The sequence below is a fragment of the Flindersiella endophytica genome (assembly GCF_054779015.1).
In genome coordinates, this window is record NZ_BAAGYY010000019.1 from 195,908 (window position 1) to 217,383 (window position 21,476).

22 protein-coding genes are annotated in these 21,476 nt (G+C 70.4%); 10 read left to right on the top strand and 12 right to left on the bottom strand.

The annotated features are described in order from the left end of the window. Positions 1 to 18: 18 nt before the first annotated feature. Together ACYVF6_RS21490 and ACYVF6_RS21495 are read left to right on the top strand one after the other, a co-directional pair. On the top strand, positions 19 to 975 hold the full coding sequence (locus ACYVF6_RS21490; protein ID WP_460524050.1) for a dihydrodipicolinate synthase family protein: 957 nt from the start codon (positions 19 to 21) through the stop codon (positions 973 to 975). Next, positions 972 to 2,030 carry a sialidase family protein gene (locus ACYVF6_RS21495; RefSeq protein WP_460524052.1) on the top strand — a complete coding sequence of 353 codons (1,059 nt, stop codon included), beginning with the start codon at positions 972 to 974 and terminating at the stop codon, positions 2,028 to 2,030. Before ACYVF6_RS21490 ends, ACYVF6_RS21495 begins: the two co-directional genes overlap by 4 nt. Before the next feature lie 22 nt (positions 2,031 to 2,052). Here the strand turns inward: ACYVF6_RS21495 and ACYVF6_RS21500 are convergent, their stop codons facing one another. Beyond that, the gene (locus ACYVF6_RS21500) at positions 2,053 to 3,021 is read right to left on the bottom strand and encodes a sigma-70 family RNA polymerase sigma factor (RefSeq protein ID WP_460524054.1); all 969 of its coding nucleotides are present in this window, start codon (positions 3,019 to 3,021) and stop codon (positions 2,053 to 2,055) included. 80 nt (positions 3,022 to 3,101) lie between these two features. Between ACYVF6_RS21500 and ACYVF6_RS21505 the strand changes: the two genes are divergently transcribed. From ACYVF6_RS21505 to ACYVF6_RS21515, 3 genes are all read left to right on the top strand, one after another. After that, positions 3,102 to 4,553 (top strand): efflux MFS transporter permease, encoded by a 1,452-nt coding sequence (locus ACYVF6_RS21505; RefSeq protein ID WP_460524056.1) that lies wholly within the window; start codon positions 3,102 to 3,104, stop codon positions 4,551 to 4,553. Positions 4,554 to 4,756: 203 nt separating this feature from the next. Next, complete coding sequence (locus tag ACYVF6_RS21510) at positions 4,757 to 7,252, top strand: DEAD/DEAH box helicase (RefSeq protein WP_460524058.1); 2,496 nt, start codon at positions 4,757 to 4,759, stop codon at positions 7,250 to 7,252. Between the two features lie 68 nt (positions 7,253 to 7,320). Next, positions 7,321 to 7,623, top strand: a complete 303-nt coding sequence (locus ACYVF6_RS21515; RefSeq protein ID WP_460524060.1) for a thiamine-binding protein — start codon at positions 7,321 to 7,323, stop codon at positions 7,621 to 7,623. On the opposite strand, the gene ACYVF6_RS21520 is transcribed toward ACYVF6_RS21515, so the two are convergent. Further along, positions 7,610 to 8,086, bottom strand: a complete 477-nt coding sequence (locus tag ACYVF6_RS21520; protein ID WP_460524062.1) for a cupin domain-containing protein — start codon at positions 8,084 to 8,086, stop codon at positions 7,610 to 7,612. The two genes, ACYVF6_RS21515 and ACYVF6_RS21520, sit on opposite strands and share 14 nt — an antisense overlap. A 93-nt stretch (positions 8,087 to 8,179) precedes the next feature. Between ACYVF6_RS21520 and ACYVF6_RS21525 the strand changes: the two genes are divergently transcribed. Continuing rightward, positions 8,180 to 9,046, top strand: a complete 867-nt coding sequence (locus ACYVF6_RS21525; RefSeq protein WP_460524064.1) for a LysR family transcriptional regulator — start codon at positions 8,180 to 8,182, stop codon at positions 9,044 to 9,046. Here ACYVF6_RS21525 and ACYVF6_RS21530 read toward each other — a convergent pair. The 3 genes from ACYVF6_RS21530 to ACYVF6_RS21540 are packed head-to-tail and all read right to left on the bottom strand — an operon-like array spanning position 9,031 to position 11,130. After that, a complete protein-coding gene (locus ACYVF6_RS21530; protein WP_460524066.1) occupies positions 9,031 to 9,834 on the bottom strand; it encodes a spermidine synthase in 804 nt (267 codons plus the stop codon). The genes ACYVF6_RS21525 and ACYVF6_RS21530 overlap by 16 nt on opposite strands. Positions 9,835 to 9,844: 10 nt before the next feature. Beyond that, the gene (locus ACYVF6_RS21535) at positions 9,845 to 10,588 is read right to left on the bottom strand and encodes an NACHT domain-containing protein (RefSeq protein ID WP_460524068.1); all 744 of its coding nucleotides are present in this window, start codon (positions 10,586 to 10,588) and stop codon (positions 9,845 to 9,847) included. Further along, entirely contained in the window at positions 10,528 to 11,130 is a 603-nt protein-coding gene (locus tag ACYVF6_RS21540) for an ATP-binding protein (RefSeq protein ID WP_460524070.1), read from the bottom strand. The genes ACYVF6_RS21535 and ACYVF6_RS21540 overlap by 61 nt, the downstream gene beginning before the upstream one ends. Positions 11,131 to 11,276: 146 nt before the next feature. On the opposite strand from ACYVF6_RS21540, the gene ACYVF6_RS21545 reads away from it, so the two are divergent. Both ACYVF6_RS21545 and asnB read left to right on the top strand, forming a co-directional pair. Next, positions 11,277 to 11,984, top strand: a complete 708-nt coding sequence (locus tag ACYVF6_RS21545) for a TetR/AcrR family transcriptional regulator (protein WP_460524072.1) — start codon at positions 11,277 to 11,279, stop codon at positions 11,982 to 11,984. 14 nt (positions 11,985 to 11,998) lie between these two features. Then, positions 11,999 to 13,858, top strand: a complete 1,860-nt coding sequence (gene asnB / locus ACYVF6_RS21550; RefSeq protein WP_460524073.1) for an asparagine synthetase B family protein — start codon at positions 11,999 to 12,001, stop codon at positions 13,856 to 13,858. Positions 13,859 to 13,882: 24 nt separating this feature from the next. On the opposite strand, the gene ACYVF6_RS21555 is transcribed toward asnB, so the two are convergent. After that, complete coding sequence (locus ACYVF6_RS21555; protein ID WP_460524075.1) at positions 13,883 to 14,905, bottom strand: serine hydrolase domain-containing protein; 1,023 nt, start codon at positions 14,903 to 14,905, stop codon at positions 13,883 to 13,885. 275 nt (positions 14,906 to 15,180) lie between these two features. Between ACYVF6_RS21555 and ACYVF6_RS21560 the strand changes: the two genes are divergently transcribed. Next, positions 15,181 to 15,849 carry a GAF and ANTAR domain-containing protein gene (locus ACYVF6_RS21560; RefSeq protein WP_460524549.1) on the top strand — a complete coding sequence of 223 codons (669 nt, stop codon included), beginning with the start codon at positions 15,181 to 15,183 and terminating at the stop codon, positions 15,847 to 15,849. A 121-nt stretch (positions 15,850 to 15,970) separates the two neighbouring features. Next, on the top strand, positions 15,971 to 16,744 hold the full coding sequence (locus tag ACYVF6_RS21565; RefSeq protein WP_460524077.1) for a GAF and ANTAR domain-containing protein: 774 nt from the start codon (positions 15,971 to 15,973) through the stop codon (positions 16,742 to 16,744). Between the two features lie 119 nt (positions 16,745 to 16,863). On the opposite strand, the gene ACYVF6_RS21570 is transcribed toward ACYVF6_RS21565, so the two are convergent. The 6 genes from ACYVF6_RS21570 to ACYVF6_RS21595 form a co-directional block, all read right to left on the bottom strand. Continuing rightward, a complete protein-coding gene (locus ACYVF6_RS21570; RefSeq protein WP_460524079.1) occupies positions 16,864 to 17,586 on the bottom strand; it encodes an urease accessory protein UreD in 723 nt (240 codons plus the stop codon). Positions 17,587 to 17,722: 136 nt separating this feature from the next. After that, a complete protein-coding gene (ureG, locus tag ACYVF6_RS21575; protein ID WP_460524081.1) occupies positions 17,723 to 18,394 on the bottom strand; it encodes an urease accessory protein UreG in 672 nt (223 codons plus the stop codon). After that, positions 18,384 to 19,046, bottom strand: a complete 663-nt coding sequence (locus ACYVF6_RS21580; RefSeq protein WP_460524083.1) for an urease accessory protein UreF — start codon at positions 19,044 to 19,046, stop codon at positions 18,384 to 18,386. The genes ureG and ACYVF6_RS21580 overlap by 11 nt, the downstream gene beginning before the upstream one ends. Then, positions 19,046 to 20,767, bottom strand: coding sequence for an urease subunit alpha (locus ACYVF6_RS21585; RefSeq protein WP_460524085.1), 1,722 nt, complete (start codon positions 20,765 to 20,767; stop codon positions 19,046 to 19,048). Before ACYVF6_RS21585 ends, ACYVF6_RS21580 begins: the two co-directional genes overlap by 1 nt. Continuing rightward, the gene (locus ACYVF6_RS21590; RefSeq protein ID WP_460524087.1) at positions 20,764 to 21,087 is read right to left on the bottom strand and encodes an urease subunit beta; all 324 of its coding nucleotides are present in this window, start codon (positions 21,085 to 21,087) and stop codon (positions 20,764 to 20,766) included. Before ACYVF6_RS21590 ends, ACYVF6_RS21585 begins: the two co-directional genes overlap by 4 nt. Then, the gene (locus ACYVF6_RS21595; protein WP_460524089.1) at positions 21,084 to 21,386 is read right to left on the bottom strand and encodes an urease subunit gamma; all 303 of its coding nucleotides are present in this window, start codon (positions 21,384 to 21,386) and stop codon (positions 21,084 to 21,086) included. The genes ACYVF6_RS21590 and ACYVF6_RS21595 overlap by 4 nt, the downstream gene beginning before the upstream one ends. Positions 21,387 to 21,476: the final 90 nt, after the last annotated feature.

The following is a 21,476-nucleotide window of genomic DNA, read 5'->3' on the forward strand; positions in this document are numbered from 1 at the left end:
GCGCTACGGTCGGTCGCTGTGACGGAACTGAGACCTGAGGCCGAGGCCGGAATCCCGAGCGGTGTGATCCCGCCGCTGTGCACTCCGCTGACGCCGCAACGCGACATTGACGTGGCTTCGCTCGAACGGCTCTGCCAGCACCTCCTCGACGCCGGGGCCACGGGGCTTTTCGTCGGCGGATCCACTGGTGAGGCGGCCTATCTCTCCGACGAGCTGCGCGTCCGCGTACTCGAGATCGTCGTCCGTTACGCGGCCGGCCAGGTGCCCGTCTTCGCCGGCGTGATCGACATGACGACGCCGCGGGTTGTCGCGCACGCGCGGGCGGCGGAGAAGCAGGGGGCGGACGCGCTGGTCGCCACCGCGCCGTTCTACGCGCCCACTCATCCGGCCGAGATCGGCGTCCACTTCCGGACGATTCGCGCGACCGTCGACCTGCCGTTGCTCGCCTACGACATTCCGTCCGCCGTCCACACGAAGGTGCCGGCCGCGCTGGTCGCCGAGCTCGCGACCGCCGGCGTGCTCCAAGGGCTGAAGGACTCCAGCGGCGACCTCGACGGTATGCGTACGGTCCTCCAGCTGCTCGACCCCGACGTCCGTGCGGCCGGCTTCAAGGTGTTCACCGGTTCGGAGGTGATGGCCGACGTCGGGCTCGCGCTCGGCGCCGACGGCATCGTGCCGGGTGTCGGCAACGTCGACCCGGAGGGCTTCGTCCGGCTGTACGAGGCCGCGACGAGCGGCGACTGGGCAGCCGCCGCGCGCGAGCAGGAGCGCCTGCGCCGCCTGTTCAAGCTGATCACCGTCGGAGACTCGACCCGGATGGGCCGCTACTCCTCCGCGATCGGCGCGTTCAAGGCCGGGCTGCTGCATCGCGGCGTGATCGCGCACGGCACGACGAGCCTGCCGATGATCCCGCTCTCGGAGTCGGAGACCGCGGCCGTCCGTCCCTACCTCGTGGAAGCCGGCCTCGTGTCATGAGCTCTGAGGCCGGGACTGCCAGCGGCACCGTGGTCTTCGAGTCGGGTACGGACGGCTACCACACGTTCCGCATCCCGGCGATCGTCCGCACCGACGCCGGAACGCTCGTCGCGTTCGCCGAGGGGCGGCGGGAGGGAGCCGGCGATGCGGGCTCGATAGACCTGGTGCTCCGGCGTTCGGCCGACGGCGGCGCGACCTGGGGGCCGCTGCGGGTGGTTCACTCCGATCCGCCGCACACGGTCGGAAACCCCGCACCCGTTGTGGATCCGGCCAGCGGCGACATCGTCCTGCTGACCGTACGAACGGCCGGCTGGGCGTCGGAGGACCGGATCCTGCGCGGCGAGGTCGAGGCAGCCGACGCACGGCGAGTGCTGCTGCAGCGCGGCACGTCCGACGGCGAGACGTGGAGCGCGCCGCAGGACATCACCGACGCCGTGAAGCCGGCGGACTGGCGGTGGTACGCGACCGGGCCCGGGCACGCGATCGCCTTACGGCACGGGTCGTTCGCGGGCCGGCTGGTGTGCCCGGCCAACCACTCGACAGCCGACGGCTACGGCGGCCACGCCCTGCTCAGCGACGACGGCGGCCGGTCGTGGCGGATCGGCGCCGTGCAGCCCGCCGACGGCACGGTCGACGCCAACGAGACGACCGCCGCCGAGCTCCCGGACGGCCGGGTCTACTTCTCCACCCGTAACCAGGCCCGCGACGCGCCGGCGACGCGGGCGTACGCACTGAGCGACGGCGGCGGCGAGAGCTTCGACCAGCCGTACGTTCCGGCTCCAGGACTGCGTACGCCGGTGGTGCAGGGCAGCGTGCTGGCGATCGGCAGCCGCCTGGCCCACTCCGGTCCGAGCGACCCGTCGGCGCGCCGGCGGATGGTGGTCCGGATCAGTTCCGACGGTGGGCTGACCTGGCGTACGGCATGCGTGGTGTCGGAGGCGCCTGCGGCCTACTCGGATCTGGTCGAGCTTGGTGGGCAGGTCGGTCTGTTGTACGAGACCGGTGTGGACGGCCCGTACGAGCGCATCTGCTTCGAACGGATCCGCTGGACCTAGCCGGCGTAAGCCACCGGGCCCGTCAGCCGTCGATGCGGTCGGGGGTGCCGAAGGCGCGTAGGCAGTCGCGGCCGAAGAAGACGGTGATGTGGCTGATGCCCTCCTTCGACATCGAGAGCACCTGCACCGAGTGCAGGAGGTAGGCGCCCACCTCGTCGTCCACGTACGCCAGGACCGCCGGCTGGCCGTTGGCGCCGGCCGGGAGCATGCGGAACCGGTGCGCCCGCGGCACGCGCGTCGCGAGGAAGTCGAGGACGGTCGCACGCCCCGCGAAGTACTCCACGGCCGGTGGCATCTCCAGCACCACGGCCTCGGCCAGCAGCGAGGTCAGCAGCTTCATGTCGCCGGCCTCGAACGCGCGTACGTAGCGCTCCAGCATCGACTTCCGCTCCGGTTCCGACGGCTCGGCCACGGAGTCCTCCGAGAGCGACAACGACGCCAGCGTCGCCCGTGCCCGTTGCAAGGCGCTGTTGATCGCCGGCCGGCTCATGTCGAGCAGCGCGGCGACCTCTGCCGCCGGCCATTGCAGCACGTCACGCAGGATCAGGACTGCCCGCTGCCGCGCCGGCAGGTGCTGTAGCGCCGCCACGAACGCCAGCCGCATGCTCTCCCGCGACACGGCCGCGGCCGCCGGATCGACCGGCGCGCCGACGAACAGCAGATCCGGGATCGGTTCCAGCCACGGCACCTCCGGCGCCCGCGTCAGGCGGTCGTGCGGATCGGACGAGGGCGCCCCCAGCGCTGACGGCAGCGCCCGGCGCTGGGCGTTCTCCAGCGCCCGCAGGCAGGCATTCGTCGCGATCCGGTAGAGCCAGGTCCGCATCGACGCCCGCCCCTCGAACTCGGAGTACGCCCGCCAGGCCCGCAGGTACGTCTCCTGTACGAGGTCCTCGGCGTCGTGCAGCGAGCCGAGCATGCGGTAGCAGAACGCCAGCAGCTCCCTGCGGTAGGGATCGGCCAGCCGTACGAAGTCCGGGTTCGCATCACTCACATACGTAATGATCCGTGAGCCCCCCGAAATTCATCGCCGGCCACCGATGAATCGGCGCGGCCCCGCGTATCGGTACCGCCATGACGACAAAACAACGTTGGGTCCTGGTGCTGACCTCGGTCGCGACGTTCATGGCCGCGCTGGACGCCCTGGTCGTGGTCACCGCGATGAGCACGATCCACCGTGACCTTTCCGCCTCGCTCGGGTCACTGCAGTGGATCGTCAACGCGTACAACCTCTCCTTCGCCGTCCTGCTGCTGACCGGCGCCGCGCTGGGCGACCGGCTGGGCCGCAGGCGCGTCTTCGCGAGCGGGCTCGTGCTGTTCGCGCTCGCCAGCGCCGCCTGCGCGGTGTCGCCGACGGCGGGGACGCTGATCGCCGCGCGTACGGTGCAGGGCGTCGGCGCCGCTCTGGTCATGCCGCTCGCGATGACGCAGCTCACGGCGGCCTTCCCGCCCGAACGCCGCGGCCGCGTGCTCGGCCTGTTCGCCGGCGTCTCCGGGCTGGCGATCTTCGCCGGGCCGTTCGTCGGCGGTGCGATATCGGAGGGTCTGGCCTGGCAGTGGATCTTCTGGTGCAACGTGCCGATCGGCCTGCTGGGCGCGCTGCTCGTACGGGCGCGGCTGGACGAGACGTACGGCCCGAAGACAAGGTTCGACCTCCTCGGCAACGCCCTCGTCACGGCCGGTGCGCTCGGCCTGGTCTGGGCGCTGGTCCGCGGCAACGAGGCGGGCTGGGGGAGCGGTGAGGTGATCGGCTCGGCCGTGGCCGGCGTCCTGCTGCTGGCCGCGTTCGTCGCCTGGGAGCGCCGGACGGACGCGCCGATGCTGCCGATGCGCTTCTTCGCCTCGCGGGCGTTCAGCGCGGCCAACTTCGCGGGCTTCGCGTTGTCCGCCTCGACGTTCGGCGTGGCGTTCCTCGTACCGCAGTTCCTGCAGAACGGCCTTGGCGACGACCCGTTCGAGGCCGGCTTGAAGCTGATGCCGTGGACGGGCACGCTGATGGTCTGTGCACCGATCGCGGGCGCGCTCGCCGACCGGATCGCCGAACGCTGGTTCGTGGTGTCCGGCCTTGTCCTGCAGGGCGTTTCGATGCTCTGGCTCGGTTCGGTCACCTCGGCAGAGCTCTCGTACGCGGGCCTGATCGTCCCGTTGATGCTCGGTGGCGTGGGGATCTCGATCGCGATGCCGACGGTGCAGCGCGCGGTCGTCGGAGCCGTGGCGCTCCCGGACATCGGCAAGGCCTCGGGTACGTACACCATGTTCCGCTTCCTCGCGACCGTGTTCGGTGTCGCGATCGTCACCGCGGTGTTCGCTGAGCAGGGCGGGTTCGGATCGCCGCAGCTGGTCGCGAGCGGAGCCGGGCCAGCGTTGCAGGTCGCGGGCGTGATCGCGCTGGTCGGAGCGGCCGGCGGAACGCTCGTACCTGCCCGGAGCCGACGCCCGGTGGCCGCGCCGCTGCCGTCCGACGGCAACCTCGGGTGGGCATCCTCCTCGGTCTCGCGCCAGAGCGGCGCCAGGCACGGTACCTAGCGTTCGTGTGCGTTGGCCAACGCACACGAACACAGAAGGTGACCGATGCGAAACAAGGACTGGTGAACCATGCGTGACCGCGAATACTGATCGACCGACACCATGGCCTGATCGGGTCGGTCAGAGCGGCGAGCTGGCTGTGTGAGTGCTCGCGACGGCGAAAAGCAGTTGAGGACGGGCGCGTGGACCGCGACCCTGATCAGGTGCGCCAGAGATTTCTCACGGAGTTGGACGTCCAGCCCGACCCGTTCCAGACCGAAGCACTGGACGCCCTCGATGCGGGGCGTTCAGTGCTGGTCATGGCGCCCACAGGTTCCGGCAAGACGCTGGTCGCCGACTACGCCATCGCCCGCGCGCTCGAGGCCGGCACGACCGCGGTCTACACCACTCCGCTGAAGGCGCTGAGCAACCAGAAGCACCGCGACCTCTGCAAGCGGCTCGGCAAGCAGCGGGTCGGGCTGATCACCGGCGACCGTGTGGTCAACCCCGGCGCGCCCGTGCTGGTGATGACCACCGAGGTGCTGCGCGCGATGCTGTACGACCGCGCGTTCGCCGAGCGCGGGCTCGGCGTCGTCGTGCTCGACGAGTTCCACTACCTCCAGGACCCCGACCGCGGCTCGGCCTGGGAAGAGGTCGTCATCCACGCGCCGGCCGAGGCGAGCCTGGTGTGCCTGTCCGCGACCATCCCCGACGCCGAGGTCGTGCGCGACTGGCTGCGGGACGTCCACGGCCCGACCGCGCTGATCGTGGCCGACCGGCGGCCCGTCGAGCTCCACCACGTCTATGCCGTGGGCAGCCTGCGGTCGGCACCGAAGCTGCTTCCGATGCACGTCGACGGGCAGATCAACCAGATCGCCGAGCTGTTCGACGGCAACCGCCGCGCCACTCGTACGGAGGACGGCCTGCGGCAGCGCGATCGCGGCCGGGCCGTGCCACCGCAGCGGCCCGACCTGCTGCAGAGCCTGGCCGAGTCGAGCCTGCTGCCCGCGATCTGGTTCATGTTCTCCCGCGCGGGTTGCGACGACGCGGTCGCGTCGCTGGTGGCCGACGGTGTACGGCTCACGTCGGAGGCGGAGGCCTATCGGGTCCGCGAACTCGTCCGTTCCGCGCTCACCGAGCTGGACGCCGGCGAGCTGCGGGCGATCGACGCGGAGTCCTGGCAGCGCGGGCTGGAAGCCGGGATCGCTGCTCACCATGGCGGCCTGGCCCCCGTGCAACGCGAGGTTGTCGAGGCGGCGTTCGGCGAAGGTCTGTTGAAGGTCGCGTTCGCGACCGAGACGCTGGCGCTCGGCGTCAACCTGCCGGCCCGTACGGTCGTGTTCGACCGGATGGTGCGGCCGGGCGGCGAGCTGGTCTCGGCGGCGGAGTTCGCGCAGCTGGCGGGACGGGCCGGGCGGCGCGGCATCGATTCCGCGGGACAGGTGATCGTGCCGTGGTCGGAGCAGGTGTCGTTCCGGCGGATCGCCGATCTGGTGGGCGGGCGGCTGGCGTCGATCCGCTCGGAGTTCCGGGTGACGCCCGCGATGGCCGCCAACCTCGTACGCACGACGGGCCACGCGGGAGAGGCGGTGTCGTTCGTCGAGTCGTCGTTGCGGCACCGGCTCGACAGCCTGCAGGTCAAGACGCTGCGCGCGGACCTGGCCGAACGTCACGCAGAGCTTGCGCTCCTGCCCGCTGCCGAGGTGCCGTTGCCGGCCGGGGACTCCGGCGCCGACCAGGCCGAGTTCCGGCAGCGGATCGAGCAGAGCCTGACCGGACTCGAGCCCGGTGACGTCCTGATCGACCCGTCCAGAACGGCCGCCGGTCCGGTCGTCGTGCTCACGGTCGGGCGCAAGCGGGGCAAGGTCTACGTCGAGGCCGTGCGGCCGGACGCGCGGCGCGTGCAGCTCACCGTGCAGTCACTGCGTACGCCGATGGTTTCCTGCGGGCGGATCGACCTGCCGGAGTGGGTACGCACCGAACGCGGGCACGCCCGGCGGGCCGCCGACGCCCTGGCGGCGTTCGACCTGCCCCCGGTGGCCGACGTCGCTCCACCGGCTGCCAAGCCACGGTTGTCGCGGTCCTCCGATGGCCGCGAGCAGCTGACCGCCTCGATCGCCAAGCTGGAAAGCCTGATCGCGGCCGCGACGGGTGCGGTGGAGACGGAGCTGGCCGCGGTGATCCGGCTGTTGCGGCGGCGCGGTCACCTTTCGGATTGGTCGCTCACGCGGTCCGGACACGTCGTGCGCCGGCTGTTCCACCCGTCCGGCCTGCTGCTCGCCGAGTGCCTCACGGCCGGTGTACTCGACCCGCTCGAGCCGGCCGAGCTGGCGTCGGCGGCCTCCTGGTTCACCGTACGCACGTCGCTCGGCGGCCCGCGGCCGACGGGCTTCGCCAACCAGCGCCTGGTGGAGGCGTACGAACGCGTGCGCGACATCACCCGTTCGGTGCTGTCCGACGAGCAGTCGGAGGGCCTGCCGCCGACGCAGCACCCCGAGCCGGCTCTGGGCGTTCCGGTCTACCGGTGGGCGAACGGCGACCCACTCGACGTGGCGATCGGCTCCAGCGGGGTGCTGGTCGGCGACCTCGTACGAGAGCTGCGGCAGGTGGCCGAGCTGCTCGACCAGGTGCTCACCGTGCCGGGCTCGCACCGGGCAGCCGCCGATGCCGCCATAGCCGCGATCCGCCGCGGCACAGTCGTCTCCGGCGACGTCGCATAATCGGCCGGCTGGGAAGCGACCGGCACCACGCGCTGATGGCCGGAGTGCGACGACTTAGGGTTGACGGCATGATCGTGGCGTTCAGCATCAGCCCTGGAGCGGGCGACGAGACCGGTGGCGTCAGCGAGGCGGTCGCCGAGGTCGTACGCATCGTTCGCGCGTCCGGCCTGCCCAACGAGACCAATGCGATGTTCACCAACATCGAGGGCGAGTGGGACGAGGTGATGGCCGTCGTCAAGCAGGCGGTCGACGTGGTGGCGGCCACGTCGCCGCGGGTCGGGCTGGTGCTGAAGGCCGACATCCGTCCGGGCTTCACCGGCCAGCTGTCGGCCAAGGTCGAACGCGTCGAGCGGTTGCTCAGCGACGAATAGCAGTCCTCGCGTCCCACACCAGGCTGTCGACGAAGTGCACGTCGTACTTCTCGTGCATCGAGGCCAGCTCGGCCTCCGGGATCTCGCCGCTGAGGATCTTCGGCAGCACCCGGAAGTAGTCGAAGCGTTGCACGCCCGGCGTGATGAACACGAAGGCGTCGACGCGCGACCCCGGCGTCGCGCCGAAAGCGTGCACGACTCCGGGCGGCACCGCCACCAGCCCACCCCCGGAGACGGTCACCAGCTCGTCGTCCAGCAGGATTTCCAGCGCACCGTCGACGATGCAGAACACCTCCCAGGAGGCCTTGTGGAAGTGCGGTCTCGCGTTGTCGGCGCCGGCCGCGATGGTGCCGCTGGAGATGCTGAACGCTCCCTGGCTGGCGTCGCTGTCGGCGCGCAGACGGATCGGGTTCACGCCTTCGAGGACTTCGGCTTCGGATGCCTGTACGACAATGGGTTTCATGCCTCGATTCCAGCGCGGGAACGACCACCGGCCAAGAAGCGGTTTCGAACCACAGTGATCACCGATCCTGATCACTGGAGCTGGTGACCGCTGATGGAGATCCGTCAGCTGCGTTACTTCGTGGCTGTCGCGGAGACCGGCGGGTTCGGCCGCGCGGCTCGCAGCCTCAACATCGTGCAGGCCGCGGTCAGCCAGGACATCCAGCGCCTGGAACGTGAGCTCGGCGTCCGGCTGTTCGACCGGTCCACCCGGCACGTGCGCCTGACTGCCGCCGGCACCCGCCTGCTCTCAGAAGCCGAAACGGTGCTGCGAGCGGTTGAACGGACGCGCCAGGTCGCCGCCGACCTGAGCTCCGGCCGCGAGGGCGTGATCCGCCTCGGCATCGGCCGCGCGTTCGACCGGCAGGTCCACAACCTGCTCACCAGCCTCGCCAACGACCTGCCCGGCATCGGAGTCGATCCGGTCCGCGCCACCCGGGCCGACCGGCTCGCCCGGGTACGCAACGGCGAGCTCGACGCGGCCGTCGTCCGCGACGTCGACCCGCCGCCGGGCCTGGCCGCGACGCCACTGTGGACCGACCAGGTGCTCGCGGTCCTCCCCGCCGGCCATCCCGCGGCAAAGGGCGACGTCGCCCGCGCCGCCGACCTCGCCGACCTCGTCCTCCGGCTGGCTCCACGCCACTCGAACCCGCCGTTCCACGACCTCATCGTCCGTACGTGCGAGGCCGCCGGCCTGTCGCCGCAGCGGGGCGAGCCGTTCACCACGCTGCAGGGAATGCTGCACGACATCGGCGGCGGCGAGCCCGCGTGGACCGCGTTCTACCCGCTGGACGAGCCGCCCCAAGTCGACGGCGTGGCGGTACGTCCGCTGGCCGGCGTGACGGTCGGAGCATTCCTCGTCACCAGGCCGGACGGCGAGTCACCCGCGGTGATCCGGCTGCTGGCTCAGCTCAGGTCGTGAAGCGCGGGCGTGCCGGCAACGAGCTCGGCGACGCGTTCGGGTAGTACGACCCGGGCGCGGATGACGCCGGACGACAGCTTCCGGGTGAGCGGCTGGAGGGGGAGCGGGCCGTTCGAGGCGAGCAACAGCACGTTGCCGTACCGCCGCCCGCGCAGCTGCCCGGGCTCCGCGACCATCGCCACCTGGTCGAAGATCGTACGCAAGCTGGCGGCTTCCATCCGGGCGTGCAGCTGCTGCGCGCGATCGGCGACGTTGGCGACGTAGACGCCGCCGGGCGCCAGCACTCGTGCGACCTCCCGGGCGAACTCCACGGTCGTGAGGTGCTCGGGCACGATGTTGCCGGCGAACGCGTCCCGGATAACGATGTCCTGGCTGCCGGCGTGCAGGGTCGCCAGCCCTTCGCGGGCATCGGCGGCCCGCAGGCGGACGCCCGTACGCCGCCTGAGGTCGAACGCCTCGCGCATCAGCTCGGCGAGCAGCTCGTCGATCTCGAACACCACCTGGATCGACCCCTGCCGGGTGGCGGCGACATAACGGGCGAGCGTGCAGCCGGCCCCGCCGAGGTGGGTGACACGCAGCCGCTCGCCCTCCGGCGCGGCGACGTCGAGCAAGTCGCCGATCCAGCGTACGTACTCGAACACCAGGATCGTCGGGTCGTCCAGGTGGACGTACGAGCTCGGTACGCCGTTGACGTTGACGAACCACCCACCAGGATCGTCCCGGTCGGCGATCAGTTCTGCTTCGCCGGTGCTGATCGCGTGCACACCGGCGAGGTTGCGCTCTGCCACGCCAGGCAGGCTAATCGATGTGGCCGGAGCGGTACGCGGATGCAAGCCGGTCCTGCAGCTTCGCGTGCCGGAACTGGTACGCCGGGCCGACCCGCCGCAGCAGCCCGAGCCGGTGCATGTCGGCCAGGAACGCCGTCAGCCGCAGCGGGAGCCGTCGCCGGACCCTCGATGCCAGGGCGGCGGGCGTCAGCACTGATTGCCGGGCCACGTAGTCGTACTCCCCGCGGGTGTCGAGCCGGTCGGCGAGGAAGCCCAGCCAGCGCTCGGCGTTCGCCGCGCTCCAGCGTCGCTCGCCGGCGGCAGCCGAGACGACCGCCTCGACGAGCTGGTCCAGCAGGTGTTCGGTGATCGCGTCGACGGTGGGAAACGCGCTCGGGTCGCACAGACCGGAGGGTTCACGGCGGCCGTCGACGTAGACCTTGCGCAGCAACCAGAGCGTGAGCGGCGTGCTCAGCGCGCGGGCGAGGACACCGGCCGGTTCGGCTTTGAGCTGGGTGAACAGGCGCGGCCACCCGGCTCGACCCGGTGGCAGGCAGCGTTCGAGGTGGCGCAGTACGTCGGAGGCCTTCAGCGGGACGGGCTCGATGACCGCGGCGCCGGCCAGGACATCACCCGCGCAGCCGGCGACCGCCGAGGCGTACTCCTCCGTACGGCAGGTGAGGATCAGCTGGTCGGCGGGTGTCAGCTCGGCGTTCAGCGCGGCGATCGCCTTCGCGCGTACCGGCTCGGCCAGCTCGTCCAGGCCGTCGAGCATCGGGAGGACGTGCCGGCCGGCGACCAGCCGCTCCGCTGCGCCGGTGCCGGTGCCGGGACCGACCGCGCGCAAGGCGGGATAGGTCTCGTCCAGCCGGCGGACCAGCCAGGACTGGAGCTCTGCTCTTCCGGGTTCCAGCCGGACATCGTGAACAGGACCGGCACGGCGTCGCCGCGTTCGGCGGTGCTCAGCAGCTCGTGCAGCACCAGCACGGCGAGGGTCGTCTTGCCCATGCCCGGCTCGCCGACGATCGCCAGCCGCCGGTGGCCGAGCCGGCGGAACCGTTCGACGATCTGGCCGGCCCGATCCGGGGTCCCGCTGAACCGTAGCCGGCCCCAGCCGAGCAGGAAGAAGCTCAGCGGGTTGGAGCTGAGCACGTTCTTCGCGTGGTCCAGCAGATCCAGTTCGGTCAGTCGCCAGCGCACGTTCTGCGGTGCGGGATCGTCCAGTCGCCGCACCGCGATCTCCTGCCGCCACTGGTCGAGCGCGAGCTCTGCCAGTAGGTTCCGGGCCTGCTCCAGCTGCGCGGCCGTCGCTCCCATGCGTTCATGGTGCCGTGTTCGAACGGCGAGATCAGCCGAACGATCGACTTCTTGACCGTCGCCGTGCCGCGAGCTACGGTGACCGATGACTGGATATCTATTTCAGTCACGAGTCATCAGTCACCAGCCAGATCCGGGAGCAGCCGATGACACCCGCGCAGCCGACCGACCGGCGGGAACGAGCCGACCGCATCCTCGATGTCACGTCGGACCTGCTGCTGCGCTGGGGCGCGCGGCGGGTGTCGATCGACGAGGTGGCCAAGCGAGCCGGCGTCGGCAAGGGAACGGTCTACCTCCACTGGCGCAGCCGCGAGCAGCTGTTCGCGGCCGCCGGCGCGCGCGAAGCCGCTGCCATGGCCGATGCGATCGCCGCCGCGATCCGCGACGACCCGGCGGAGGTGGCGTTGCATCGCGTCCTGCGCCGGATGTACGTCGAGGCGATGGCGCGGCCGATCCTGCGTGCCATCTATACCCAGGACTCCGAGGTGTTCGACAAGGTTCTCGCGGAGCCGGCCCGGCAGCCCCTGCAGGCGGTCAAGCTCATCGCGCTCCGCGAATATCTCGGCCTGCTCGCCGGCAACGGCCTGCTTCGCGACGGGCTGGATCCGGAGAACGTCGACTACCCCCTGACCGCGACGCTGTTCGGCTTCTTCGCGGCCGAGCCCTTCCTGCCCGACGGTCTCGCGCTCGGCGTCGAGGACAAGGCCGACCAGCTGGCGATGGTGCTCCATCGCGCATTCGAGCCCACCCGGCCTCCGGTCAGGCGGCAGCTGCGAGCCGTGGGCGGCAAGGCAGCGGACATCTTCACCCAATGGGCGTCCGACTACCGCACGTCCATCTACGGCGACGACTGACCAGGAGAACCCCTATGTGCGGAATCACGGGCTGGGTGTCGTACCAGCGCGACCTCGCCTCCCCGTCGGAGCGCGCGACGCTCGAGGCCATGACCGGAACCATGGCGCTGCGTGGTCCGGACGCGAGCGGTGTCTGGACCGATCGGCACGCCGGCTTGGGACATCGCCGCCTCGCGGTGATCGACCTGGCCGGCGGCGCGCAGCCGATGACGGCGGAGGCAGAGGCGGGCGATGGCCGGCCGGTCACGTTGGTCTACTCCGGCGAGGCGTACAACTACCGGGAGCTGCGCGCCGAGCTGCGCCGCCGCGGGCACGCGTTCCGCACGGAGTCCGACACCGAGGTCGTCCTGCGCGGCTATCTCGAATGGGGCGAGGCCGTGGCCGAACGACTCAACGGCATGTACGCGTTCGCGATCTGGGACTCCCGCACCGAAACCCTCGTCCTGGTGAGGGATCGGCTCGGGATCAAGCCGCTCTACTACTACCCGACCGACGACGGCGTGCTGTTCGGCTCGGAGCCCAAGGCGATTCTCGCCAACCCGCTGGCCGATCCCGTCGTCGATCTGTCCGGCCTGCGCGAGCTCTGCACGATGGTCGTGACGCCCGGGCACGGAGTCTGGGCCGGCATGCACCAGGTCAAGGCCGGCACGGTGCTGTCGGTGAGCCGGTCCGGCCGGCGCGAGCAGACGTACTGGCGGTTGGAGACCAGGCAGCACACCGACGACCGGGACACCACGGTCGCGAACGTTCGCGCGTTGCTGGACGACATCGTGCGCCGGCAACTGGTCGCGGACGTGCCGCGCTGCACGCTGCTCTCGGGCGGGCTGGACTCCAGTGTGATGACCGCGCTGGCGGCACGCGAGCTGGCCGGCCAGGGGGAGAAGGTGCGTAGCTTCTCGGTCGACTTCGCCGGCCAGGTCGACAACTTCACCGCGGACGAGCTACGCGGCACGCCGGATGCGCCGTACGCGCACGAGGTCGCCGAGCTGGCCGGGTGCGAGCATTCCGACATCGTGCTCGACAGCGCGACACTGGCCGATCCTGCCGCGCGGGAGGCGGTCGTACGATCGCGTGACCTGCCGTGCTACGGCGAGGTGGACGTGTCGCTGTTCCTCTTGTTCAAGGCGATCCGGGACCGCTCGACCGTGGCGCTGTCGGGCGAGTCGGCGGACGAGGTGTTCGCCGGCTACTCCTTCATGCACGACGCCGAGGTGCAGCAGGCGGCGACGTTCCCGTGGCTGGCCGGGCTCGGCGGCATGCTGCCCAAGCTGCTCGGCGATCCCGCGATGTTCCAGGGCGATCTGGCCGCCCGCCTCGACCTGCCGTCGTACGTCGCCGATTCCTACGCTACGGCGGTCGGCGAGTTGGAGGAGGTCGCGGGCGAGGACGAGGACGCCTGGCGGAAGCGCAAGATGTGCTACCTGGAGATCACGCGGATGCTTCCCGCGTTGCTGGAGCGCAAGGATCGGCTCAGCATGGCGGTCGGGCTGGAGGTACGGGTGCCCTACTGCGATCACCGGCTGGTGGAGTACGTCTACAACACGCCGTGGTCGCTGAAGACGTTCGACCAACGGGAGAAGAGCCTGCTCCGCCACGCGGCCAGGGACGTGCTGCCGCAGTCTGTGGTCGAGCGGGTCAAGAGCCACTACCCGTCGACGCAGGACTCGGCCTACGACGTCGCGTTGCGGGCGCAGGTGCGCGACCTGCTGTCCAGTCCGGATCATCGTGTGTTCGAGCTGGTGGACCGCCAGTGGGCAGCCGATCAGGCGTCGGGACGGGGACCGGCCATCCTGACGCGGATGCGGAGCGAACGGGTCCTCAACCTGGCCACCTGGATGGAGCTCTACCAGCCACGGCTGTCCTTGGCGAGCTAGGTGCTGCCGCTCTTCATGGTGGCGTCATTCGACCTTGGGTGTGCTCCTGCCCCACATGTGCACGAAACGCCCGTGCGGTGGAAGGTCGAGGAACGCCACTGGATCCCACGGCCCTTGGCTACCTGAAGTGCGTTGGACAAATCGCACGTTGTCCAATGCCCGGAGGTCCAGTTCCAAGATGTCGGTCCCAAGCTCGCGGGACATCGGCTCCTGCAGGCGCAGGATGCCCTTGAGCCCAGCGGCGCCGAAGACCACCTCGAGCTCCCACCCGCGGCGCAGGTAGGTGCCGAGGTAGGGCCGCGGATCCACGTCGTCGGGCGCGTTCTCATCGCTGGTTGGCTCCGCCTCAGGTGGGATCTGGATGCCATGGAGCGCACCGAGAATCTGGTTGAAGAGGTCGTGCTGGAGGCCGCCACCGTTGCCTCCGTTGGTGGTCAACGCCAAGCCCACTTGCCGGCCGGGCAGGATTCGCAGGAAGGCGGAGATTCCCACCGCTCCGCCATCGTGTCCGATCAACCGGTCTTTGCCCCTGTCGAACAGTTGCCACCCCACGCCCCAGCCGGCACCCGTCCGCGCGTCTGGCGAGCCGATGTGAAGGCGCTGCATCTCGGCGACGGCTTCCTGGGACAGTACGCGAGTCCCGTCTCCAGAGACACCACCTGCGAGATGCATCCGGGCGAAGCCGAGCAGGTCGCCGATGCTGCACAGGATCCCACCAGCCGGACCTGCTGAACGTGGCACTGGCCAGGCTGCGACGGCGAGGCCATCCAGGTGTCCTACCGCCGTCCTGAAGCCCGGGTTGCCGTAGGAGTAGATCACGCCCGGCGATGCCAAGCGCGGCAGATCCGAGCAATCCCGCACGTAACGCTGGAGCGCATCGTCTCCCCGGCCGGTATCCCCGTAGCTGTCCTCAAGTCCGCTGGAGTGGGACAAGAGATGACGCAAGGTGACAGCCGGCTCGCCAGCGCGAGGCGGCAGTGCCAGCTCGTCCAAGACGTCCATCACCGGTGCGTCCAGATCCACCAGTCCGCGATCGGCCAGCCGCATGATCACCGTCGCGCCCCTGCCAACTTCTTGACTCATGACCAGGTTGCGCGTGGGGTTGGTGGGGATGGGTGGGGCTAGGGTGAGGTGGTTCAGTCGTGTGCCACCGCGTCTTGGTACGGCTTGTAGGCTTGCCGCCGCCGGGAGGTTCTGGTCGCCCTCTTCAGGGGAGGTTGTGAAGGGTGGTGAGTGGGTCGGAGGATGTCGCGGATTCGATGTCAGGGCTGGTGTCGGCGGTGTTGTCGGCCCTGCGTGCGGGTGGCGACGTGTCCGGTCCGATGGTTCGGGTGTGTCAGGCGTGCGTGGCTTTGCTGCCGGTGGATGGCGCGTCGATCTCGGTGATGCTCGGCAGGCAGCATCGGCAGAGCTTGTACGCCACGGATTCCGTGGTGGAACGCATGGAGGCTGTGCAGTTCGGTTTGGGTGAGGGGCCGTGCTATGAGGCGTTCGAGACCGGGCGGCCGGTGCTGGTGCCCGATCTCGAGCGGGATGCCGGGGCTTCGTGGCCGGTGTTCGCGGGAGAGATCCGTGGCTGGTCGCAGACCGAGCCGGCGATGGGGCGGGTTGGAGCGGTCTTCGCGTTTCCGTTGCGACGGGGGGCGGCCAGGTTCGGTGCGATTGATCTGTATCGGCGTGAGCCTGGCTGGCTGTCGGATGCGGAGGTGGAGCTGGCGTTGCGGATCACCGATGTCGCGACCAGCGCCTTGCTGGCGGTCTCCAGCACTGGCCCGGAGGGCGAGATCAGCGAGGCGTGGTTGCTGGACCTGACGCGGGATCGCGCGGTTGTGCATCAGGCGACGGGGATCGTGATCGCCCAGTTCGGGATTCCGGCTGACGAGGCACTGGCCAGGTTGCGTGGCTACGCCTTCACCACGGGTCGTCTGCTGGAGGAAATCGCCTCCGATCTGGTGGCGCGTCGCCTGCATCCACGGGTGATCCAAACATGAACGACCAGCCCGCGAACAGCCCAGCGATGATCAGCCGGCGAATGCCGCGGATCAGTCCAGGGTCGAACCGTTACAACCTGTATGCCGGGCGGCTACGGTTGTCAGGGGAGATGAGACAGCTATGAGTGACCACTCCAACCCAACCGAAGAGGGCCAGCCGCTGGTGCTGGCGTTCGTGGACATGGCCGACACGTTGGTCGACGACTACGACGTGGTGGATTTGCTGCACAGGCTTGCCGGCTACTGCGTCACGCTGCTGGGTGCGGCCGCGGCGGGGCTGTTGCTGTCCGACCAGCGGCAGGGCCTCCATGTGGTTGCCGCCTCCAACGAACGGACCCGGCTGCTGGAGTTGCTGCAACTACAGGCCGACGAGGGGCCGTGCCTGGACGCCTACCGCACCGGCGAACCCGTCAACATCACTGACCTGTCCACCGTCGTGGAACGCTGGCCGGTGTTCGCACCCGAAGCCCTCAGGGAGGGTTTCGGGTCTGCACACGCCATCCCGCTGCGACTGCGTGGACAGGTCATCGGCGCGCTGAACCTCTTCAGCAGCGCTGGTCCGCTCGGACCGGACGACCTGACGATCGCGCGTGGCCTGGCCGACACAGCCACGATCGGCATCCTGCAAGAACGCGCCATCCGGCGCGGCGAGGTCCTCACCGAACAACTCCAAGGCGCCCTCAACAGCCGGATCAGCATCGAACAAGCCAAGGGCGTCCTGGCCCACGCCGGCCACCTCGACATCGACCAAGCCTTCGAGCACCTGCGCGGCTACGCCCGCCGCCACCGCCGGAAACTCAGCGATGTTGCCGAAGACCTCGCCACCGGACGCCTCCAGCCCACCACCGTCCTCACCGGCCAAACCCACCCGACCGACCGGCAAACCTCACAGTAATCGACCACCGGTCACACCCACCACCGGAAACCAGGAGCCCCCCACAGCCTGAGTGGGCACGTGACAGCGCACTTCGCGGCCCTTGCATGCCTTGCCCGCAACCGCTCTTCGAGCACCACTCACGTACCCACGAAGGAGTTGTGAACGCGCCGGAGCGCGAGCGCGTCGGCCGCGACGGTGGTGACGAGAGTTCCCTGTCCTGCGAGGGGAAGCACGGCGTAGTGGCCTTCGACGGCGATGTCCGTTTCGGGCTTGGGTTCGGGACCGGCGCCGGCGAACAGCAACGAGCCGGCAGCGCGGGCTTCGCCGAGTACGGCGGGGCCGTTCCAGGCTAGTGCGGAGGGCCCGACGGCCAGTTCGTGCGCGAGCAGGGGAGCGCCGCCGTAGTCGACGACGAGCCGGCTGACCGTGTCTCCGCCGGGCTCGCCGTGGCGCCCGCAGGCCAGTTCGTCCCGCCAGAGCAGGTGGCCGCCTTCGGTGACGTCGATCTCGGCGACTGCCCGATGCCGGCAGCCCTGGGCGGCGATCACGGGCTCGGGGAGCCAGCGCAGCGCGGCGTTCTCGGCGACGGTGGCGGTGACCTCGGTGCGCGACCAGTCGCCGTGGTGGCTCGGGAGGGCGACCGACGCGGCGACCGTACGTACGACGAGCGTGGCTCCGGCCTCGACGTCGATCTCGATGCGGAGGTGGTCGCCGCCGAGCGGTCCGGCGGCGCCGCCGACCAGATGGACCTCGCCCGCGCCCGTACGCCTGAGCAGCAACGGCGACTGCGACCGCAGGACGGTGAGCCGGGTCGTGCCGGCCGGCCCCGCGGCCGCGACGATGCGCGCGGTGGCCCTCACACCCGCCCTTCCCCCCGGTGCTGGCGCGCGAATGACCACGTTAACCACGCCTTTGGCGGGTTAACCACGCCCCGGGGCGTGGCGGGGCTCCTGCTGGCGTGGCGAAGCGCGGATGGCGTGGCGAGGCGCTCGGCGTTCATCGGGCGGTGACGGCCAGCCGGTCGCGCACCCAGCCGGTGACGGCCGACGCCGCCGGATCTTTGGCCAGCGAGCAGAACAACGTCACCCGACTGCCGCGCACCGCGGCCGCGTCCCGTTCCATCACGGCGAGGTCGGCTCCCACCAACGGCGCCAGGTCGATCTTGTTGATCACCAGCAGGTCCGACGTGGTGATGCCGGGTCCACCCTTGCGGGGCACCTTGTCGCCGCCCGCGACGTCGATCACGAAGATCTGGAAGTCGATCAGCCCGCGGCTGAACGTGGCCGTGAGATTGTCGCCGCCGCTCTCCACGAGAACGAGATCGAGCGGTGCCAGCCGCGCCTCCAGGTCGTCGATCGCTTCGAGGTTCGCGGAGATGTCGTCGCGGATCGCGGTGTGCGGGCAGCAACCGGTCTCGACCGCGCGGATCCGTTCCGGTGCCAGAACGCCGTTACGCAGCAGGAAGTCGGCGTCCTCCGTGGTGTAGATGTCGTTGGTCACCACGGCCAGCCGGAGCTCGTCGCGAAGCGACCGGCACAGCGCGGCGACCAGTGCGGTCTTGCCGGAGCCGACCGGGCCGCCGATGCCGATGCGGAGTGCTCTCCCGTCGCCGGGCGAGATCGAGAGCGGTTTGGCCGCGCTCTCGGTGGGCGAATGGTCAAGATGCAAAGAGACGCACCTCCCAGGTGGCGTGGTCGGCAGCGGAGATGTCGAGCAACGGCGCGCTCGCCATCGGCAGCTCCCGCAGGGGTTTGCCGGCGGCGGTTGCGGCTTCGCGCGCGACCTGCTCGCAGGCGGAGCCAAGGCGGGCCAGCACCGCGTGGACGGCGTACGGATCGAGCCCGAGCATCCGGATCGCTGCCGAGGCAGGTCCGGAGATCGAACCATGAGCAGAGGCGAGCGCTGCCTGGTCGGGTGGCACACCCGCCACGGCCGCGAGGAGCCCGAACGCCACCGGCTGGTGCGGGCCGTCCGGCCGGGCGGCGGCGAGCTCGTCCAGCCGCGGCGAAGGCCAGATCGCCCGTCCCGCGCGGATCAGCGCGCGTCCCTGGCTGCGCGACACCTGCCGAAGCGGAGGAGCCGGCGTCCGTACGTCGGCGGCGACATCGGCCGCGGCCGGGTCGGCACCCGCGCACACCGCCGCCGCAAGCGCGGCGCCGACCATGCCGCTGGTGTGCAACCGGCCGAGCAGGAACCCTTCCAGGCTTGGGATGTCGTGCACCCGGCCGGCCTGTACGGCGGACTCCAGCCCGCCGGAGTGCGCGTGGCCGCCCGACGGGAACCGGCCGTCGGCCAGCAGCAGAAGCGTGGCGAGGCTCATCAGAACAAGAAGTAGCGCTGCGCCATCGGCAGCCGTTCGACGGGCTGGGGCTCGACGACCACACCGTCGACTCGAACCGTGAACGTGTCGGGGTCGACTTCGATACCGGGCAGCGCGGAATTCTCCGGCAGGTCGGCCTTGCTGCGCCGGCGTACGTCCGCGACGGCGGCCAGCGGGCGCACCAGTTCGAGTTGCTCGGCGAGTCCGGCATCGATGGCGGCCGGACTGACGAAGGCCAGGCTGGTCAGCCCCGGAACGCGTCCGTACGCACCGAACATCGGGCGCGGCAGCACGGGTTGTGGTGTCGGGATCGAGGCGTTCGCGTCACCCATCGCCGCCCAGGCCAGCGCTCCGCCCTTGAGAACAGCGTGCGGCCGTACGCCGAAGAACGCCGGCTCCCACAGCACCAGGTCGGCGAGCTTGCCCGGCTCGACCGAGCCGATCTGGTGGTCCAGGCCGTGCGCGACGGCGGGGCAGATGGTGTACTTCGCGACATAGCGCCGCGCCCGGTGGTTGTCGGCACGGCCGTCGCCCGCGAGTGCGCCGTACCGCTGCTTCATCACGTGCGCGGTCTGCCAGGTGCGCGTCACCACCTCACCGATCCGGCCCATCGCCTGGCTGTCGGACCCGATCATCGAGATCGCGCCGAGGTCGTGCAGCAGGTCCTCCGCGGCCATCGTCGTCGGCCGGATCCGGCTCTCGGCGAATGCCAGATCCTCTGGTACGGAAGGGTTCAGGTGGTGGCAGACCATCAACATGTCGAGGTGCTCGTCGAGCGTGTTGACGGTGTAGGGCCGGGTCGGATTGGTGGATGACGGCAGGACGTTGGGCCGGCCGGCCACCGTGATGATGTCGGGCGCGTGCCCGCCGCCGGCGCCTTCGGTGTGGTACGCGTGAATGGCCCGGCCCGCGATCGCCGCCAGCGTGTCCTCGACGAACCCCGCCTCGTTCAGCGTGTCGGTGTGGATCGCCACCTGCACGCCGGACGCGTCGGCGACCGTCAGGCACGCGTCGATCGCGGCGGGCGTGGTGCCCCAGTCCTCGTGCAGCTTGAAGCCTCCGGCACCGGCGCGCAGCTGCTCCCAGAGTGCTTCCTGGTTTACGGTGTTGCCCTTGCCGAGCAGGAGAACGTTGACCGGCCAGGGATCCAGTGCCTGCAGCATGCGGGCCAAATGCCACGCGCCCGGCGTGACAGTGGTGGCCTTGCTGCCTTCGGCCGGGCCCGTACCGCCGCCGATGATGGTCGTGATGCCGGCGCCGAGCGCCTCGTCCAGCAGCTGTGGGCAGATCAGGTGCACGTGGCTGTCGATCGCGCCCGCCGTCAGGATCCGGCCGTTGCCGGAGATGACCTCCGTCGACGGCCCGATCACGAGGTCCGGGTGTACGCCGTCCATCGTGTCGGGATTGCCGGCCTTGCCCAGCGCGACGATCCGGCCGTCGCGGATGCCGACGTCGGCCTTGACGACGCCCCAGTGGTCGAGCACGACGGCACCGGTGATGACTGTGTCGGGCGCGCCCTCGGCCCGGGTCGCGGTCGACTGGCCCATCGACTCGCGAATCACCTTGCCGCCGCCGAAGACCACCTCGTCGCCGGCGTACGGGCCGGCGCTGCGGTCGTCCTCGATCTCGATCAGGAGGTCGGTGTCGGCCAGCCGGATCCGGTCGCCGGTGGTCGGACCGTAGAGCGCGGCATAGCGGGAGCGCTCGATCTCGTTCGTCATGCGGTCGGCCCGTCCAGTGGTCCGCCGCTCGCGCCCCTGAGCCCGGGGACGATCCGCCTGCCCGCGATGGGGACCACCTCGACCTCGCGGGGGATGCCGGGCTCGAACCGGACGGCCGTACCGGCGGCAACGGCCAGCCGGGTGCCCCAGGCCGTCTCGCGGTCGAACTCCAGCGCCGGGTTGGCCTCGGCGAAGTGATAGTGCGAGCCGACCTGGACCGGACGGTCTCCGGTGTTGACGACCGTGAGCGTACGGCGTTCACGGCCTGCGTTGAGTGCGATCGGCCCGTCGCCGTGGAGGATTTCGCCGGGTGTGCTCATGGAATCGGCTCGTGGACGGTGACCAGCTTGGTGCCGTCGGGGAAGGTGGCCTCGACCTGGACCTCGGTGAGCATCTCGGGGATGCCGTCCATGACGTCCTCGCGGCTCAGCACGTGCCTGCCGGCCTCCATCAGGTCGGCGACGGTGCGTCCGTCGCGCGCCCCTTCCAGCAGGAACGACGTGATCACGGCGACCGCCTCGGGATGGTTGAGCCGCAGGTTGCGGCCCCGCCGCTGGTGCGCGAGCTCGGCGGCGACATGGATCAGCAGCCGCTCCTGTTCGTGTGGGGTCAACCGCATGCGCCGACAATGACCGCCGTCCTTTGCCGACGTGTTACCGAACCATCACAACGCTGTATCGCGTCGGGCGAGACACAGCTCACGTTCACT

Bases quoted from the DNA above. Each gene is read 5' to 3' on its own strand.
- ACYVF6_RS21495 (WP_460524052.1), top strand. From the start codon at position 972: ATGAGCTCTGAGGCCGGGACTGCCAGCGGCACCGTGGTCTTCGAGTCG.
- ACYVF6_RS21505 (WP_460524056.1), top strand. From the start codon at position 3,102: ATGACGACAAAACAACGTTGGGTCCTGGTGCTGACCTCGGTCGCGACG.
- ACYVF6_RS21515 (WP_460524060.1), top strand. From the start codon at position 7,321: ATGATCGTGGCGTTCAGCATCAGCCCTGGAGCGGGCGACGAGACCGGT.
- ACYVF6_RS21520 (WP_460524062.1), bottom strand. From the start codon at position 8,086: ATGAAACCCATTGTCGTACAGGCATCCGAAGCCGAAGTCCTCGAAGGC.
- ACYVF6_RS21525 (WP_460524064.1), top strand. From the start codon at position 8,180: ATGGAGATCCGTCAGCTGCGTTACTTCGTGGCTGTCGCGGAGACCGGC.
- ACYVF6_RS21535 (WP_460524068.1), bottom strand. From the start codon at position 10,588: ATGCTCGACGGCCTGGACGAGCTGGCCGAGCCGGTACGCGCGAAGGCG.
- ACYVF6_RS21540 (WP_460524070.1), bottom strand. From the start codon at position 11,130: ATGGGAGCGACGGCCGCGCAGCTGGAGCAGGCCCGGAACCTACTGGCA.
- ACYVF6_RS21545 (WP_460524072.1), top strand. From the start codon at position 11,277: ATGACACCCGCGCAGCCGACCGACCGGCGGGAACGAGCCGACCGCATC.
- asnB (WP_460524073.1), top strand. From the start codon at position 11,999: ATGTGCGGAATCACGGGCTGGGTGTCGTACCAGCGCGACCTCGCCTCC.
- ACYVF6_RS21555 (WP_460524075.1), bottom strand. From the start codon at position 14,905: ATGCGGCTGGCCGATCGCGGACTGGTGGATCTGGACGCACCGGTGATG.
- ACYVF6_RS21560 (WP_460524549.1), top strand. From the start codon at position 15,181: ATGGTTCGGGTGTGTCAGGCGTGCGTGGCTTTGCTGCCGGTGGATGGC.
- ACYVF6_RS21565 (WP_460524077.1), top strand. From the start codon at position 15,971: ATGAGTGACCACTCCAACCCAACCGAAGAGGGCCAGCCGCTGGTGCTG.
- ACYVF6_RS21580 (WP_460524083.1), bottom strand. From the start codon at position 19,046: ATGAGCCTCGCCACGCTTCTGCTGCTGGCCGACGGCCGGTTCCCGTCG.
- ACYVF6_RS21585 (WP_460524085.1), bottom strand. From the start codon at position 20,767: ATGACGAACGAGATCGAGCGCTCCCGCTATGCCGCGCTCTACGGTCCG.
- ACYVF6_RS21590 (WP_460524087.1), bottom strand. From the start codon at position 21,087: ATGAGCACACCCGGCGAAATCCTCCACGGCGACGGGCCGATCGCACTC.
- ACYVF6_RS21595 (WP_460524089.1), bottom strand. From the start codon at position 21,386: ATGCGGTTGACCCCACACGAACAGGAGCGGCTGCTGATCCATGTCGCC.